The following is a 14,910-nucleotide window of genomic DNA, read 5'->3' as shown; positions in this document are numbered from 1 at the left end:
GATGCCGGGCACTGCGCCCGCTTGTCGAGTCAGACGGCGGCGCGGTCGCTCGCCGGATCCGGTTGTGCGGCAGCGGGTCGCGGTATTCTGGCCGCCAATCCGATTAGCCCTGCGACCAGCGCGACGGCCGCTGTGACGTACCAGCTGCGGTGGAAGGCGTCGAGGGTTTCCTGCGGTCCGGTGGGGGAGCCGAGGGTTGCCACGACGACGGCGACACCGACGGCGAGGCCGATCTGCCTGGACATGCTCAGCACGGCCGATCCGGTGGCGAATCGCTGGGGCGGCAGGCCTGCGCTGCCCGCGGCGAACGCGGTGGGCAGGGTGAGCCCGACGCCGAGCCCGCTGACGACCATGCCGCCCAGTAGACCACCCAGGTAGTCGGGTTCGAGGGTGATGGCGGTGGCCCACCACACCATGCCCGCGGCGAAAGCGACGCCACCGGCGGCGATGACCGGCCCGGCGCCGATGCGACTGATGAGTCGACCGGCGAGGATCGCCACGACCGGCACGACCAGGGGTCCCGGCGCGATCGCCAATCCGGTGCGTAGGGCCGACCACTCCCAGATGTTCTGCGCCCAGAGCACCACCGACAGCAGCATGCCGGCGAATGCGATCTGGAAGAACAGGGAATTGCCCGCCATCAGTGCGAAGTTGGGCGCGCGGAGCAGCGCGGGGTCGACAACGGGACTGTGGTGGCGGGCCGAGGAGATCGCGAAGGCGACCGCGAGCACCGCCGCGACGGCGAAGGAGGTGAGCACACCCGCCGAAGTCCAGCCCCAGTCCTGCCCTTTCACCAGGGCGAGGATGAACGCGCCGATGGCGCCGATCAGCATGATCGCACCGAACACATCGGGCAGTGGCCCGCCGTCGCCGCGCGGGCAGGGCAGCAGCCGTATGCCGAAGGCCAACGCGGCAAGGCCGATCGGCACGTTCACGAGGAACACCCAGCGCCAATCGATCTCGACGAGTAGGCCGCCGATCACCGGACCGAGTGCGGCGCCGAGGCCGCCGAAGGCCACCCACAGCCGAATGGCCATCGGGCGGCGCTCGGCTGGAGTCGCGGCCAGCACCAAGCCGAGTGAGGACGGGGTCAGCATCGCGCCGCCCACGGCCTGCAACACCCGAAAGGCCACCAGCGACTCGATATTCCATGCGGCCGAACACAGCCCCGAACCGAGCACGAACACGGCGAGACCGATCAGGAAGGTCGTCCGGTTACTGCCGCGATCGCCGAGCCGCCCTGCGGGCACCAGTAGCGCCGCGAACACGATTGCGTAGGCATTGAGCACCCACGACAGCCCGGATAGTTGAGTGTCGCCGAAATCCTTGCCCATATCCGGCAGGGCCACATTGACGATGAACAGATCCAGACTCGACAGCAGCACGCCGACCGACACGATGGCGAGGGCGACTCGCGAATCGACGGCGGGTCGATCTGTGGTTGGCACAACGGTATTCACGATCGCTTCTCCGATTCAGCCGAGCACTCGACGGGTTTGGCGGGCCGTCGCCAGCAGCAGGCCGCCGCGGTCCCAGATCGCGATGTCGTCCACCGACCAGCCGCCGGCGGTGCTGGCATTGGTCGCACGGACGAGCACCTGGCGCGATACCGGCCGGGTGAAATCCGTGTGCAGGTGCATCGAGAACGTGACCGTGGGCACTGCGACCGGTGTGGTCAGAGTGGGGAAGAGGCCGGGCGGCAGCGCATCGGCGAGCACCGCCAAAACCGCGGCGTCGGTCGGCAGCTCGGGGATCAGTGCGATCCACGCGCACATCCACGCCTCGTCCGACCCGCTCAGCGGCAGCGGGCCCGCGGCGGGACGGATTTCGAAATGAGCGCCGACAGGCACGATTTCTGGCGGGCGGAATGTCCAGCAGTCGGCGGGCGGCGGGACCTGCGGGGCGAGCACCGCAGGCCGCTCTGGCAGCTGTGTCGGTGCGGTCCGCCCGAAAGTGACGGCCGCCGAGGCGACCAGCACGCCTTCCTGATCGGCGACCACATCGATGACGGTGGTGCTGCGACCCACCGGATGCGCGGTCGCCCGGAACGTGAACGTCCCCTCGGCCGGTCGGCCGAGGAAGCGCACGTCGACCGCCCGCACCGGCAGGTCGCTTGCTGCTGCGCGGCGCGCGACCTCGATCAGCAGTCCACCGACGACGCCACCGTGCGGCCCGGTCCAGCCGCGCCAGCTGTCGTCGACGTGTGCCCGCCAGACGCAGTAGTCGAGTTCGGCGAGTGCGAACTCGTCACCGAGCCGTTGAGTGAGTTGCATCATGCAACGAACCATAAGCGAGTGAGTTCTTTGAAGCAACCGACTATGCTGTGGGGATGCGGAGGACAAGCTTCGAGGGCATGAACTGCTCGATTGCCCAGTGCCTGGAGATGGTCGGCGAGTGGTGGACCCTGCTGATCGTGCGCGACGCGCTGATGGGGGTGACGCGCTTCGAGGACTTCCGCGAACGTCTCGGCATTGCACGTAATGTGCTTACCCAGCGCCTGGAACACCTTGTCGCACAAGACATCATGACGAAAGTGCCGTACCAGGCGAACCCGGTCCGCCACGACTACCGGCTCACTGCCAAGGGGCGGTCGCTCTGGCTCGTGCTCACGGCGATGCGTCAGTGGGGTGACCAGTGGGCGGCCCCGGACGGCCCCCCGGTGCAGTCCTTGCACAAGACCTGCGGTCACGTCACGGTGCTCGAGCCGGTGTGCTCGGCATGCGGGGAACGGGTGCACGGCCGTGACCTGCAGCCGGTCGACGGTCCCGGAGTCCGCGACGTTTCGATGATCCCTGCCGTCCGCTGACATTCATTGGCCGGGCCGCACTGGATTAAGCTGCGGCGGTGGCGGACGGGCGAGTGGGACAGCTGATCGATACGGTCGCGTGGGTGCGCATCGAAGACGGGCGCATCCTGTGTGCACGCCCGCGCGGGAAGGACATCTTCTACATTCCCGGCGGCAAACGCGAGGGTGCCGAGACGGATCTGCAAACGCTGCTGCGTGAGATCGAGGAAGAGCTGACCGTCGCGCTGCTGCCGGAGACGGTCGCGCACGTCGGCACCTACGAGGCGGCAGTGCATGGACCCGACAGCGGTGTGGTGGTCAGGATGAGCTGCTACACAGCCGACTACCGCGGCACGCTCGCGGCGAGCAGCGAGATCGAAGAGGTCGCCTGGTTCAACTACGCCGATCGCGCTCTGGTGCCGCCGGTCGACCAGCTGCTGTTCGACGATCTCGTCGACGCCGGGCAATTGGCTCGAGCCCCCGGATCAGGTGCGGTTCCGGGCGTCGTCCGCCGATGCGCTGTCGCGGCGACCGTACACCGCGATACGGTCGCCTACATGAGATCGGTGTGCTCGTTGTTGCGCTGGGCCGGTTACGCATTGGTGGCGGGTCCGCTCGCCAGCCGGCCGGTGGCGGTCAGATTGCGGGTGCCGCGCCGGCTGTTCGGTGCGTCGTTCCCGATGGGCACTCGGTCCGGTCTGCGCGCTGCGGTGCACACGGTGCTTGCGATCGCGGTCTGTGTCCTGACGTGGTTTCTGGCGTTTCTTGCCGTGGTGGCCGCGGTGCGCGGCATCGCCTACCCGCTGATCGCGAACAACGACCTCGAACACTCCTGGGGCGGACCGACATTGGCCGGTGCGTGGGTGGTGCATGCGCTGCTCGGAGTCGGGTTGTTGCCCGCGTGGCTGGTTTTGCTGGCCGGGCTCGGTGTAGTGCAGGTGCGATTGAGTCACCAATTACTCGGGCGCACCGGGCCGTGGTGGCCGATCCCGGTGTCTCTTGTCCTCGGCGCCGCAGGCACCCTGCTCTTCATTTCCTGGCTACATCAGATATGAAGCCGACGGGTCTGCGAGCGGTGATCAGCTGGCGACCGTCGGTCTGCCCGCGCGCTCGATGAGGTGCTGCACGAGATTCACCAGCACTTCCTTGCTGGATTCGCGGCTGCGGGCGTCGCACAGCAGCACCGGAATATGGTCGTCGAGGTCGAGGGCGTCGCGCACCTCGTCGACCGTGTAGACGGGCGCACCGTCGAAGCAGTTCACCGCGACCGTGAATGCGAGGCCCCGGCGTTCGAAGAAGTCGACAGCGGCAAAGGAATTGCCGAGACGGCGGGTATCGGCGAGCACGACGGCGCCGAGCGCGCCGCGGGCCAGCTCGTCCCACAGGAACCAGAACCGGTCCTGCCCAGGCGTTCCGAACAGATACAGCACCAGATCCCGATCGATGGTGATGCGTCCGAAGTCCAGCGCCACCGTGGTAGTGGTCTTCTGCTCGACGCCGGACAGGTCGTCGACCCCGGTGCTGACCTCGGTGATCAGCTCCTCGGTGCGCAGTGGCGTGATTTCGCTGATTGCCGAGACCATGGTGGTCTTGCCGACGCCGAATCCACCGGCGATGAGAATCTTGACCGAGGCGGCCAAATGCGGGTCAGATTTTTCGGATGCCATCGAGTACCGCTCGCAATATGTTGAGATCGCCCGGGCCGGCCTCCGGCTGTACCGGAGCCCGGAAGATCAGATGTCCCTCGCCGATCAGATCGCCGACGAGGATCTTGGTCACCGCCAAGGGAAGTTTCACATGGGCCGCCACCTCGGCGACCGACTGCGGGACGCGGCAGAGCCGAACGATGTCGGTGTACTCGGGCTCGGCCCTCCGCAGGGTGGGCGCGCGATCAGCGGTGACAACCACCGTGAGCATGTCCAGATCATGACCCGCACCGATGGTGCGGCCACGGGTCACCGCGTAAGGCCGGACCAGCGGACCGGCGGCCTCGTCGAACCACGGCTCACCCTTGCGTGTCATGGCAGTCGTGCGGGGGTGGAGAGGTAGGTGCCGACGCGTTGGACGGTGACATTCATTTCGTAGGCCACCATACCGAGATTTGCGGTCTCGGCCGCTTGCAGTGCGAGGCAGGCGTTATCGCCTGCCGAGGTCACGAACAGCACGGCGCGATCGAGTTCGATCACCGCCTGCCGGACCCCGCCGCCGTCGAAACGACTGCCCGCGCTGCGCGCCAAACCGTAGAGGGTCGAGGACATCGCGGCGAAGTGTTCGGCGTCCTCGCGGGTCATGGCGGTGGATCTGCCGAGCAGCAGGCCATCGGTGGACAGCACCACCGCGTGACGTACGCCCGCCAACCGGTCGACCAGATCGTCGAGCAGCCAGTTCAGATCACCGGTGTTGGAAGAAGTCACCATTGCCTTCCTGTTCGTCCGCGGGCATGACGGCCGCGGTAGCGGGGAACTCCTCGGGCGCAGCCCTCGGCAGCTCGTCGGGCACGGTCCTCGGCAGCTGGTCGGGCGCAGCCCGGCGGCCCTGCCTGGTGCCGTTCTCGATGGCGGACATGAGATCTCGGGCCTGCTCGGCACTGCGTGCGCGCTCGGTGCCGGGCTCGGCGACCGGCTCGACCGGAGCGGGTTGCGCCAATTGTGGGGCGATGCTGGCCTGCCGGTGCCTGCGCGGCAGGGCGGGCCTGCCGTCGGGGTCCGCGTGCGGTGTCGGCGCGCTCGGCCACGGCCTGTCCGCGGGCGTCGGCCGCGGCGGTTCCACCACCGACGGCGCTTCCGGTGGCGCGGTCAGTACCGCGGATTCGGGTTCGGCGGACTCGTGTGCCGCGGATTCGACATACGGCACCGGGTGGCGGCGCCTGCGTCCGGCATCGGTCGTCTCGGATCCCGATGCGGGCAGGGAGTTTTCGCCGGCGATCAACGCAGACGGGATGAGCACGATGGCCCGGATCCCGCCGTAGTCGGACTCCGCGAGCCGGACCGAGATACCGTGCCGGACGGCGAGCTGGGCCACGACGAACAGCCCGAGGCGGGAATCGGCGGACAGCGCCGCGACTCCGAAATCCGGTGGGTCGCGCAGCATGTCGTTCATCTTGGCCATGTCGGTATCCGACATTCCCATGCCCTGATCGCTGATCTCGGCGACGATGCCCTTGCCGACCACATTGCCGGTTACCTCGACTCGGGACTGTGGCGGTGAGAAGGCGGTCGCGTTGTCGACCAGCTCTGCGAGCAGGTGGATGAGGTCGGCGACGACGGTGCCCATGATGTGGGTCTCGGGCAGTCGGGCGACCCGGACACGTGCGTAGTCGAGGGTTTCGCCGACCGCGCTGCGCACCACGTCGATCAGCGGCACCGGGTTGCGCCATTGCCTGCCGGGCTGCCCGCCGCCGAGGATGGTGAGGTTCTCGGCGTTGCGGCGTTCGCGAGTAGCCAGATGGTCGAGCCGGAAGAGCGTGTCGAGCAAGGCCGGATCCTCCTGCTTGGACTCGGCCTCGTCGAGAATCTCCAGCTGCCGATGCACCACGATCTGGCTGCGGTGGGCGATATTGAGGAAGACGGCCTTCACACCCTCCCGGGTGCGGGCCTCGTTTACCGCCGCGGCAATGGCCGCGGAGTGCGCGTGCTCGAATGCCTTGGCCACCTGGCCGATTTCGTCGTGGCCGTAGTCGAGGGTCGGCGATTCGGTGGCCGGATCGATGATTTCGCCCGCGCTCAGTCGCCGCATCGTCTCCGGCAGGCGCTCGTCGGCGAGCGCGAGGGTCTCGCCACGCAGGCGCTTGAGCCTGCGGATAATGCGGTTGGCGAGCAACAGCGCGATCACGAACGCCAGCACGCTGACCGCCAAGACCCCGCCACCTGCCCACGCGGAGGTATCCGCGGACTCGGCGGCCGTGTCCTCGGCCAGTTTCTGCGCCTGCTTGTTCTGTGCGATCCAGATATCGATCAGCTCGCGGTTCACCTCGGCGGCGGCGTTGTGCCATTCGGGTGTGCTCAACGGCAGCGGCGGAGTGGTCGATGGCTTGCTGGAGGAACTCGAAGAGCTGGCGGAGCTCGAGGAGTTCGACGAGCCGGAGGAGTTCGCGGTGCTGGTCGTATTTCGTTGGACGAGAGCATTTTCCATGGCTGTCAGCTGCTGCCATGCGGTGCTGTTCATCAGCGCCTGCAAACGCTCGCGTTGGGATTGGTCGAGTTCGGCGGCCAGGTTCGCGACTTCGGTGTGATAGAAGCCGATCTGCCGAAGGAACTCCTCCATCGGAACGGGGGTGGGGCCGTTCGCGTTGGCGATCATGTCTGCCAGTGCGTTGCTGCGCGACATCGCTTCCGTGGCAAGGAAAATGCGCATTCCGTCGGCGATGCGCACGCCGATCTCGGCGTTCGGCGCCGTCTGCTCGGCGAGCTCGGTGCCGAAGGTGATGACGTCGAGCAGACGGTTGTAGAACATGTACGCATCGGGCACGGGCAGTTGGCCCGCATCGGTAGCGGTCCGCACCTGGGTCATCTGGGTGCCCAGTGTCATGAAGTTCGCGGCGTTGTCGCCGATCTTCGAATCGTCGATCTCGCGCAGGCCGATGGATGCCTCGATCAGTCCGCGCAATGCGCTGTCGAGCCGCATTCGGGCCGCGCCGAGCGTCGGGATGCCCGAATCGTCGCCGGCCAGGGCGGCAATCGTCAGGTGACGTTCTTGCTGGACGGCCTCGAGTAGTTCCCTGGTCGACGGGATTGCCTGCTGATTTTGCGACGCCCAATCCTGGGCCTTGTTTCCCTGGGCTACCAGGTATCCCGCTGCACCCACGCCGACCACGAGCAGAGTCAGGCTCGGGATGAGCGCGATCGCCAGTATCCGTGTTCGGACACCGAGCCTCGCTCTGAACATCGGCACAACGTAATCGAGATGCCGACCCGTACGGCGATCGGGTCCCGGTGAGCGAGACTTGATTTGACATCGAAGCTCTGATCTGATCGGACAACGTCGAGGTGATGAATTCCAGTGGACGCCTTGGCTTCTGCGGTGCTCATCGGCTATTCGGAGCCTGCGGCAGTTCGGACCGGTCGCCATGCAGGTGTGGTGCCTGTGCATTCCGCCGAGTCGGCGACATCAGCAGCCGAACCGGGTCGAGTGGGTGCGGCGTGGGCGGGCGGCGGCGTAGATTGTGTGTAATCTGCGGTTACTCACAAGTAGGAGGCAACGATGCCCACGCCGGAAGCCGAAGTTTTCGCTCGTCTGAGCGCCCTGGCGGCGATCGATAGCCCCGAGGCCCGTTCGACCAAGACGATCGTCGAGACCTTCACCGGTAAGCCGCTCGGCACGGTGCCGGTGGGCACCGCTGAGGACGTGACCGCCGCATTCGACCGGGCACGAGCGGCGCAGGCACGGTGGGCCGCACGATCGGCCGAGGAACGCGCCGCCGTGCTGGAGCGGTATCGGGAATTGGTGGTCGAGCACCGCGAGTTCCTCATGGACGTGGTGCAGGCCGAGACCGGTAAGGCGCGGTGGGCTGCTCAAGAAGAGATCATGGGCCTGATGTTCGCCGCGCGGTACTTCGCGAAGACGGCGCCGGGGCTACTCGAACCACATTCGGTGCCCGGCGCTTTCCCCGTGCTCAATCGGGCATCGGTGCACACCCAGCCCAAGGGCGTTGTCGGTGTCATCGCGCCGTGGAATTATCCGATGCTGCTGTCCATCGGCGACTCGGTCCCCGCGCTGCTCGCCGGTAACGCCGTTGTTGTGAAGCCCGACAGTCAAACGCCGTTCTCGTCCTTGGCAAGCGCGGAATTGCTGTATCAGGCCGGGCTGCCGCGCGATCTGCTCGCGGTGGTGACCGGTCCGGGCACTGTTGTCGGCACCGCGATCGTCGAGGCCTGCGACTATCTGATGTTCACCGGCTCCTCGGCGACCGGCCGTTCACTCGCCGAGCAGTGCGGGCGCAGGCTGATCGGTTTCTCCGCGGAACTGGGCGGCAAGAACCCGATGATCGTCACCAAGGGCGCGAAGCTGGACAAAGCCGCCAAGGCGGCGGTGCGGGCCTGCTTCTCCAACGCCGGACAGCTGTGCATCTCGATCGAGCGACTGTATGTCGAGCGCTCGGTTGCCACGGAATTCACCACGAAGTTCGTCGCTGCGGTGCAGGCCGCCGAACTCGGTGCCGCCTACGACTATTCGGCCGATATCGGCAGCCTGATCTCCGAAGCGCAGCTGGAGACCGTGACCAAGCATGTCGCAGACGCCACCTCCAAAGGAGCGAAGGTGCTCGCCGGCGGCAAAGCACGTCCGGATCTCGGCCCGCTATTCTTCGAACCGACGGTGCTCGCCGAGGTGACCGACGAGATGGAATGCGGCCGCGACGAGACTTTCGGCCCGCTGGTCTCGATATACCCGGTCGACACCGTGGACGAGGCCGTCCGACTGGCCAACGATACCGAGTACGGCCTCAACGCGAGCGTGTGGGCGGCGAGCAAGAGCGACGGCGAGCAGATCGCCCGGCAACTGCATGCGGGCACCGTGTGCGTCGACGAGGGATACGCGCCTGCCTGGGGCACCACCGCGGCGCCGATGGGTGGCATGGGCATCTCGGGAGTCGGTCGCAGGCACGGCCCGGACGGGCTGCTGAAGTTCACCGAGGCGCAGACCGTGGTCGTCACCCGGTTCATGAACCTGGATGCGCCCCCGGTGATCTCGCAGGACAAGTGGCAGCGATTGCTGATGACGCTCGCGCGCAGCTTCCGGTTCCTGCCGGGCCGCTAGCGAGGTCGTAGCGGACCGCACCTCGTCGTCCCGGTGCACACACCGGGACGACGAGGCCGTGCGGTGCCGGCCAAGGGCTGCGGATCCCCGGACCGTCACCCGTCCCTGTGGTGTCAGGTCATGCGGTCGGCTCCGGTGTGCGGCGGCGGCCCGGCGGCCAGCACAGCGGATTCTTTGTCGGTGAGCAGCCGGGATCGGACGATGAAGCGCACGCCGTTCGGTGCTTCGAGGGAGAACCCGCTGCCGCGGCCGCTGACCACATCCACGGTGAGATGGGTGTGCTTCCACAGCTCGTATTGGTCACCGCTGATCCAGAATTCGGTGTGCCACGGCAGTCGGCCGAGCAGGACGTCGGCGCCGCCGATGCGGAATTCGCGGACCGGGAAGCACATCGGTGAGCTGCCGTCGCAGCAACCGCCCGACTGATGGAACAGCACCGGGCCGTTCTGTTCGATCAACCGCCGCAACACGATTCGTGCCCGATCGGTGATGGCGACGCGATGGATCCGGCCTTGCATCAGAAGAGCCCGAGCTTGGTCGGCGTATAACTGACCAGCAGGTTCTTGGTCTGCTGGTAGTGATCGAGCATCATTTTGTGGTTCTCGCGTCCGATTCCGGACTTTTTGTAGCCGCCGAACGCGGCGTGCGCTGGGTATGCGTGGAAGCAGTTGGTCCATACTCGTCCTGCCTTTATCGCTCGGCCCATCCGGTATGCGGTAGTGATGTCCTTGGTCCATACACCGGCGCCGAGTCCATAGAGAGTGTCGTTGGCGATGCGCACTGCTTCCTCGACGGTGTCGAACCGGGTCACCGAGACCACCGGTCCGAAGATCTCCTCCTGGAAGATCCGCATGGTGTTGTTGCCCTCGAAGATCGTCGGCTGGATGTAGTACCCGCCGGGCAGTCCGTCCACCTTACGTGCTTCTCCTCCGGTGAGCACGCGGGCGCCTTCCTGCCTGCCGATGTCGATGTAGGACAGGATCTTTTCGTATTGGTCGTTGCTGGCTTGGGCTCCGATCATGGTGGTGTCGTCGAGTGGGTTGCCGCCCTTGATGGCTTGGGTGCGTTCGATGCAGCGGGCCAGGAATTCGTCGTAGATCGAGGAGTGGATCAGCGCTCGGGACGGGCACGTGCACACTTCGCCCTGGTTGAGCGCGAACATCACGAAGCCTTCGACGGCCTTGTCGAGGAATTCGTCGTCGGCGGCCATCACATCGGGCAGAAAGATGTTGGGGCTCTTGCCACCCAGCTCCAGACTGACCGGAATGATGTTCTCGCTGGCGTACTGCATGATCAGCCTGCCGGTGGTGGTTTCGCCGGTGAAGGCAACCTTCGCCACCCGCGGACTCGCGGCGAGCGGCTTGCCCGCCTCGACGCCGAAACCGTTGACCACGTTGAGCACACCGGGCGGCAACAGATCGGCGATGAGCTCGACCACCAAGAGCAGCGACGCCGGTGTTTGCTCGGCCGGTTTGAGCACCACACAGTTGCCCGCGGCCAGAGCGGGCGCCAGCTTCCATGCCGCCATCAGGATCGGAAAGTTCCACGGAATGATCTGCCCGACCACGCCGAGCGGCTCGTGGAAGTGATAGGCGATGGTGTCGGCGTCGATCTCGGCGATGCTGCCCTCTTGTGCGCGAATGGCACCCGCGAAGTAGCGGAAGTGGTCGACCGCCAAAGGCAGGTCGGCGGCGAGGGTTTCGCGGACCGGCTTGCCGTTGTCCCAGGATTCGGCGACCGCGAGCGGTTCGATGCTGTTTTCGATCCGGTCGGCGATCCGGTTGAGAATATTGGCGCGCTCGGTGACGGAGGTGGCGGCCCAGCCTTCGGCAGCGTGGTGTGCGGCTTCCAGGGCCATATCGATATCGGCGGCGGTCGACCGGGCCACCGCGCAGAAGATCTCGCCGTCGACGGGGGAGGGATTGTCGAAATACCGTCCCTCGATGGGAGCAGCCCAGTCGCCACCGATGAAGTTGTCATAGCGGACGGCGTAACTGACGATGCTGGTACCGGACCCCGGTTTGGCGTAGATCATTTCAGTGCTCCTCGCGGAATCTTCCTCTGAGAGGCCACTATGACCCGCGAAGGTTGGTGCGAGGTTGGTGGCGTCGAACCGCGGACGCTAGGTGTGCAATGCGGTGTGAAGGCGCGCGGTAACCACGGCACGCCGTACGTCGTCGGCAGACAGCAGCCGCAGCGCGTGCTCGTGCACTTCGATGTCGTCGGGGACGCGTTCTCCGAGCGCCACCGCATGCTCGGCGCGATCGCTCGCCAGCACCACCGTGCGCACACCTACGTCCAGATACGTGCGCCACTCCACCACGCCCGGTGTGTCCGAGCCGGGCAGCAGCGGTCCGCGATAGAGCCACAGCGCCGAGGGAGCATCCCCCGCCGCGATGGCCGCGAGCAGCTCGACCGCGTCGCAGGACACCGCGCCGGTGAGCATGTACCTGCGGTTGGTGATCTCGCCACCGGTGGTCCGGCGCAGGTGCGAGACATCGGCTTTGAGCGTGTTGGCGGACACCTGGCGGTCGCCGTAGACCGCGGCGTGCAGTTGCTCGGGGGTGAAACCGTCGGGCTCCAGTGCGAGCAGAGCCAGGATTTCCAGTTGGCGTGGCGGTAGCGGGACCGGTCTGCCCTCGCGTAAAAGCTTTGCGGCGCCGAGGCATTCGAGACGAACACCCGGTGTCGGGGTGGGCGCGGCCGCGCGCAGCATGGTCTCCACGGCGGTGACGAGGGCACGCACCGAGGTCATGACCGCAGGATGCGAGCGGCTCCACGAGCTGGCGAGGTCGAGCGCGCCGACCTGTCTGCCGTCGGGCGCGTGGATCGGCGCGGCGTAACAGACCCAGCCGTGCAGCGCGGCGACCAGGTGTTCGGCCGAGAACACGGCGGTGGGGCGGTCGTGGTGGAGGGCGAGCGATAAACCGTTGGTGCCCATATGGCTTTCGTCCCAGGCACCGCCCGGGGCAAAGTTCACCTGTTCAGCTTGCCGCCGGACCGTGCGGTCACCGCAGGACCACAGGACGGTGCACGATTCGTCGGTGACCGCCGCAACGTAGCCCGCTTCCTCGGTGATGCTGCGCAGTTGGCCTGACAGTTCGGTGATCGGTGCGCGCAAGGCGGATTCCGCCCAGCGATCGCCGACATCGTCGAGGCCGGGCGCGCCCGTGCGGCCCGGGTCGACGGTATGCAACGAGCGCTGCCAGGATTGCGCGACTTCAGCGCGGAGCAGGCTGGTTTTCGCGGAGATGTCAGCCGCCGCGGTCGGCGCCGTCGCCCAGCGGGTCCATTCCTTTTCCAGTTCTGCCCGCTGCTGAGTGAGGGTGCGGAACAGTGCCACCTCGAAACCCCGCCGTCGATTGAGAGCTCACATTCGCTCTCTCATTCTGGCGTATGCGTTGCGGATACGGGAGAGTTCGATGTGTGCAGGCTGTCTGCTGATGACCGGTGCTGCGGCGAAAGTTCCCTACATAGAACATTCTTGGGGTCGAATGGCGAGGTTGATGGCGATCGTCGTGGGTCGAGTCCGACTACACCGTGACCCCACGTAGCGAGACCCCTGAACTCGCCGGGGCCGGGTCGTACTGCCAGCGCCCGCACTCAGGTCAGAACCAGCCTTTGCGTTTCGCCCAGATGAGCAGGGCCGTCGATATCGCGAGCATCACGAGCAGGGCCAGGGCTAGCCAGATCCATTGGGTTCGTTCGTTCACGATCACGTTCATGCCTCGAGTCCCGGATGGCGAGGGGATGAAATCCGAAGATGTTGGTCAATGCGTGGGCGGCCTCATCGTCCCAGGTCGGGACGTCCACCCAGACCAGTCCGTCAGGCCGGTCGAGCAATCTCTTCAGGTCGGTCGCCGGATAGGCACGCACACCGTCGTCGGAGATGAACCGGACGTCCATGTCGGCCTCCTCACGCGATGAACCGTCTCCTCCGTGATAGCACCAGCGCCGTGCCGGCGGGGGTGACTCGTCGAATCCGGGAGAGATGATCCGAACGACGCGATCGCGCGCCCGGCGGTCGCCCCGATGTATACGACCGACTTGGTAGCGGCTCCGCTCCCGGAGGCATCGGGACCCGGCGCTGCCTTCCCAACAGCGAGGGTGGTAACTCTTGTCGATGGCGGGCGTCGGCCAACTATGGTGAGCCGGTGGCACTCGAGCCAGGTGACCAGTTTGCGGGATTCGTTGTGAAGGCCAGGCTTGGCCATGGCGGCAGCAGCGAGGTGTACCTGGCCGAGGATCCGGAACGATCACGACCCGTATCACTGAAGATTCTGGGGCGGGACGACAGCCGGTCACCCGAGGCGCGTGCGCGATTTGTGCACGAGTTCGACATCTTGTCCGCGCTGCGGCACCCCAACATCGTGCGGCTGTACACACACGGTGAATCCGACGGCAGGCTCTGGTCGGCGCGAGAGTACGTGGCGGGCGCGACGGCGTCGCCGTTGGTGCGGATGCCGCACCAACGGCCTGATCTGCGGCGCGTGCTGCATGTGCTCTCCCATGTCGCGGCAGGATTGGATTTCGCGCATGGCAACGAGATGGTCCATCTCGACATCAAACCGGCGAACGTGTTGGTCGGCGTGGACGAGCCCGCGAGGGTGAAGATCTCGGACTTCGATCAGGCCCGATGGCTGCACCGGCCCGAGCCACCCTTGGCCACTAACGGTTTCGTGGTCGTATCGGTTCCGTATGCCGCGCCGGAACTGCTGCGGGCGGGCACTGTGTCCCCCGCGACGGACCAGTACGCGCTGGCCTGCTCGGCCATCGAGCTGCTCACCGGCCGCCCGCCGTTCCCCCGCGCGAACCTCATGGCTACCGCAGAGGCTCACCTACACGACCCACCTCCCGAAATCTCCAAGCGCCAACGCTGGATGCCGCCCGAGATCGACGCGATCCTGCACCGGTCCCTCGCAAAAGACCCTGATGCGCGCTACGCCGTATGCAGCGAACCCATCCGCTTGCTCACCGAGGCACTGCACGGCATCGATCCACGCCCTCGCCTTCCCTTACTGAACCGTCTCAATGCGGCATTCACCAGATCGCCTTTGCTGAATATCACATTCAGACGGAAACAAGGGGAGACAAATGATGCACGGGCGGGTTCCGACATGTGACCGGAGAACCCTCATCGAGCTAGCCCAACCTGGTAGGCGCACTGCCGGAACTGCGGGCCTCGACAGCGCACTGGCCGCTGCTCCGGCATATTCCACAACGAAGCTGCCCGTGCTGCGAGGCCCCGCCACCAAGGAGGAGAGGTGTGGCGGATCCTGCTGCACCACCGGTACGTCTGCGGCCGCCACCAGTATTGGATCGGCCCACCCGATACCGAGCGCTACGGCCCGATGCTGTGGCGCTGCCCCGAG

General features: G+C 66.4%; 14 protein-coding genes. 4 read left to right on the top strand and 10 right to left on the bottom strand.

Features of this window, described 5'->3' with window-relative positions; all coding sequences use genetic code 11:
- Nucleotides 1-29 precede the first annotated feature (29 nt).
- On the bottom strand, nt 30-1,460 hold the full coding sequence (locus OHA42_RS27930) for an MFS transporter (protein WP_406230782.1): 1,431 nt from the start codon (nt 1,458-1,460) through the stop codon (nt 30-32).
- A gap of 15 nt (nt 1,461-1,475) precedes the next feature.
- On the bottom strand, nt 1,476-2,276 hold the full coding sequence (locus OHA42_RS27925; protein ID WP_406230781.1) for an acyl-CoA thioesterase: 801 nt from the start codon (nt 2,274-2,276) through the stop codon (nt 1,476-1,478).
- Nucleotides 2,277-2,329: 53 nt separating this feature from the next.
- On the opposite strand from OHA42_RS27925, the gene OHA42_RS27920 reads away from it, so the two are divergent.
- Both OHA42_RS27920 and OHA42_RS27915 read left to right on the top strand, forming a co-directional pair.
- A complete protein-coding gene (locus OHA42_RS27920) occupies nt 2,330-2,806 on the top strand; it encodes a winged helix-turn-helix transcriptional regulator (protein WP_406230780.1) in 477 nt (158 codons plus the stop codon).
- Nucleotides 2,807-2,844: 38 nt separating this feature from the next.
- Nucleotides 2,845-3,840, top strand: coding sequence for an NUDIX domain-containing protein (locus OHA42_RS27915; protein WP_406230779.1), 996 nt, complete (start codon nt 2,845-2,847; stop codon nt 3,838-3,840).
- 24 nt (nt 3,841-3,864) lie between these two features.
- Here the strand turns inward: OHA42_RS27915 and OHA42_RS27910 are convergent, their stop codons facing one another.
- Genes OHA42_RS27910 through OHA42_RS27895 form a run of 4 tightly spaced genes read right to left on the bottom strand, consistent with a single transcriptional unit; the run spans nt 3,865 to nt 7,669 of the window.
- Nucleotides 3,865-4,452, bottom strand: coding sequence for a GTP-binding protein (locus OHA42_RS27910; RefSeq protein WP_406230778.1), 588 nt, complete (start codon nt 4,450-4,452; stop codon nt 3,865-3,867).
- Entirely contained in the window at nt 4,433-4,807 is a 375-nt protein-coding gene (locus tag OHA42_RS27905) for a DUF742 domain-containing protein (protein WP_328402293.1), read from the bottom strand. The genes OHA42_RS27910 and OHA42_RS27905 overlap by 20 nt, the downstream gene beginning before the upstream one ends.
- Entirely contained in the window at nt 4,804-5,202 is a 399-nt protein-coding gene (locus OHA42_RS27900) for a roadblock/LC7 domain-containing protein (RefSeq protein ID WP_378674425.1), read from the bottom strand. Before OHA42_RS27900 ends, OHA42_RS27905 begins: the two co-directional genes overlap by 4 nt.
- Nucleotides 5,177-7,669 carry a nitrate- and nitrite sensing domain-containing protein gene (locus OHA42_RS27895; RefSeq protein WP_406230777.1) on the bottom strand — a complete coding sequence of 831 codons (2,493 nt, stop codon included), beginning with the start codon at nt 7,667-7,669 and terminating at the stop codon, nt 5,177-5,179. The genes OHA42_RS27900 and OHA42_RS27895 overlap by 26 nt, the downstream gene beginning before the upstream one ends.
- 315 nt (nt 7,670-7,984) lie before the next feature.
- Here OHA42_RS27895 and OHA42_RS27890 point away from each other — a divergent pair, with 315 nt between their 5' ends.
- Complete coding sequence (locus OHA42_RS27890) at nt 7,985-9,538, top strand: succinic semialdehyde dehydrogenase (protein ID WP_406230776.1); 1,554 nt, start codon at nt 7,985-7,987, stop codon at nt 9,536-9,538.
- 113 nt (nt 9,539-9,651) lie between these two features.
- Here OHA42_RS27890 and OHA42_RS27885 read toward each other — a convergent pair whose 3' ends face one another.
- The 4 genes from OHA42_RS27885 to OHA42_RS27870 form a co-directional block, all read right to left on the bottom strand.
- Nucleotides 9,652-10,056: a DUF779 domain-containing protein gene (locus OHA42_RS27885; RefSeq protein ID WP_406230775.1), complete on the bottom strand. Its 405-nt coding sequence runs from the start codon at nt 10,054-10,056 to the stop codon at nt 9,652-9,654.
- Nucleotides 10,056-11,573, bottom strand: a complete 1,518-nt coding sequence (locus OHA42_RS27880) for an aldehyde dehydrogenase family protein (RefSeq protein WP_406230774.1) — start codon at nt 11,571-11,573, stop codon at nt 10,056-10,058. The genes OHA42_RS27885 and OHA42_RS27880 overlap by 1 nt, the downstream gene beginning before the upstream one ends.
- An 87-nt stretch (nt 11,574-11,660) precedes the next feature.
- Entirely contained in the window at nt 11,661-12,881 is a 1,221-nt protein-coding gene (locus OHA42_RS27875; RefSeq protein WP_406230773.1) for a transcriptional regulator, read from the bottom strand.
- Nucleotides 12,882-13,141: 260 nt separating this feature from the next.
- Complete coding sequence (locus tag OHA42_RS27870) at nt 13,142-13,444, bottom strand: hypothetical protein (protein ID WP_406230772.1); 303 nt, start codon at nt 13,442-13,444, stop codon at nt 13,142-13,144.
- A gap of 248 nt (nt 13,445-13,692) precedes the next feature.
- Between OHA42_RS27870 and OHA42_RS27865 the strand changes: the two genes are divergently transcribed.
- Nucleotides 13,693-14,661, top strand: a complete 969-nt coding sequence (locus OHA42_RS27865) for a serine/threonine-protein kinase (RefSeq protein WP_406230771.1) — start codon at nt 13,693-13,695, stop codon at nt 14,659-14,661.
- Nucleotides 14,662-14,910 lie beyond the last annotated feature (249 nt).

The sequence above is a fragment of the Nocardia sp. NBC_01009 genome (assembly GCF_045208035.1).
Lineage (GTDB): Bacteria > Actinomycetota > Actinomycetes > Mycobacteriales > Mycobacteriaceae > Nocardia.
Note: the sequence above shows the minus strand (reverse complement) of the source record. Positions and strands in the feature narration are given on the sequence as shown.

Bases quoted from the DNA above. Each gene is read 5' to 3' on its own strand.
- OHA42_RS27925 (WP_406230781.1), bottom strand. From the start codon at position 2,276: ATGATGCAACTCACTCAACGGCTCGGTGACGAGTTCGCACTCGCCGAA.
- OHA42_RS27920 (WP_406230780.1), top strand. From the start codon at position 2,330: ATGCGGAGGACAAGCTTCGAGGGCATGAACTGCTCGATTGCCCAGTGC.
- OHA42_RS27910 (WP_406230778.1), bottom strand. From the start codon at position 4,452: ATGGCATCCGAAAAATCTGACCCGCATTTGGCCGCCTCGGTCAAGATT.
- OHA42_RS27905 (WP_328402293.1), bottom strand. From the start codon at position 4,807: ATGACACGCAAGGGTGAGCCGTGGTTCGACGAGGCCGCCGGTCCGCTG.
- OHA42_RS27900 (WP_378674425.1), bottom strand. From the start codon at position 5,202: ATGGTGACTTCTTCCAACACCGGTGATCTGAACTGGCTGCTCGACGAT.
- OHA42_RS27895 (WP_406230777.1), bottom strand. From the start codon at position 7,669: ATGTTCAGAGCGAGGCTCGGTGTCCGAACACGGATACTGGCGATCGCG.
- OHA42_RS27890 (WP_406230776.1), top strand. From the start codon at position 7,985: ATGCCCACGCCGGAAGCCGAAGTTTTCGCTCGTCTGAGCGCCCTGGCG.
- OHA42_RS27885 (WP_406230775.1), bottom strand. From the start codon at position 10,056: ATGCAAGGCCGGATCCATCGCGTCGCCATCACCGATCGGGCACGAATC.
- OHA42_RS27880 (WP_406230774.1), bottom strand. From the start codon at position 11,573: ATGATCTACGCCAAACCGGGGTCCGGTACCAGCATCGTCAGTTACGCC.
- OHA42_RS27870 (WP_406230772.1), bottom strand. From the start codon at position 13,444: ATGGACGTCCGGTTCATCTCCGACGACGGTGTGCGTGCCTATCCGGCG.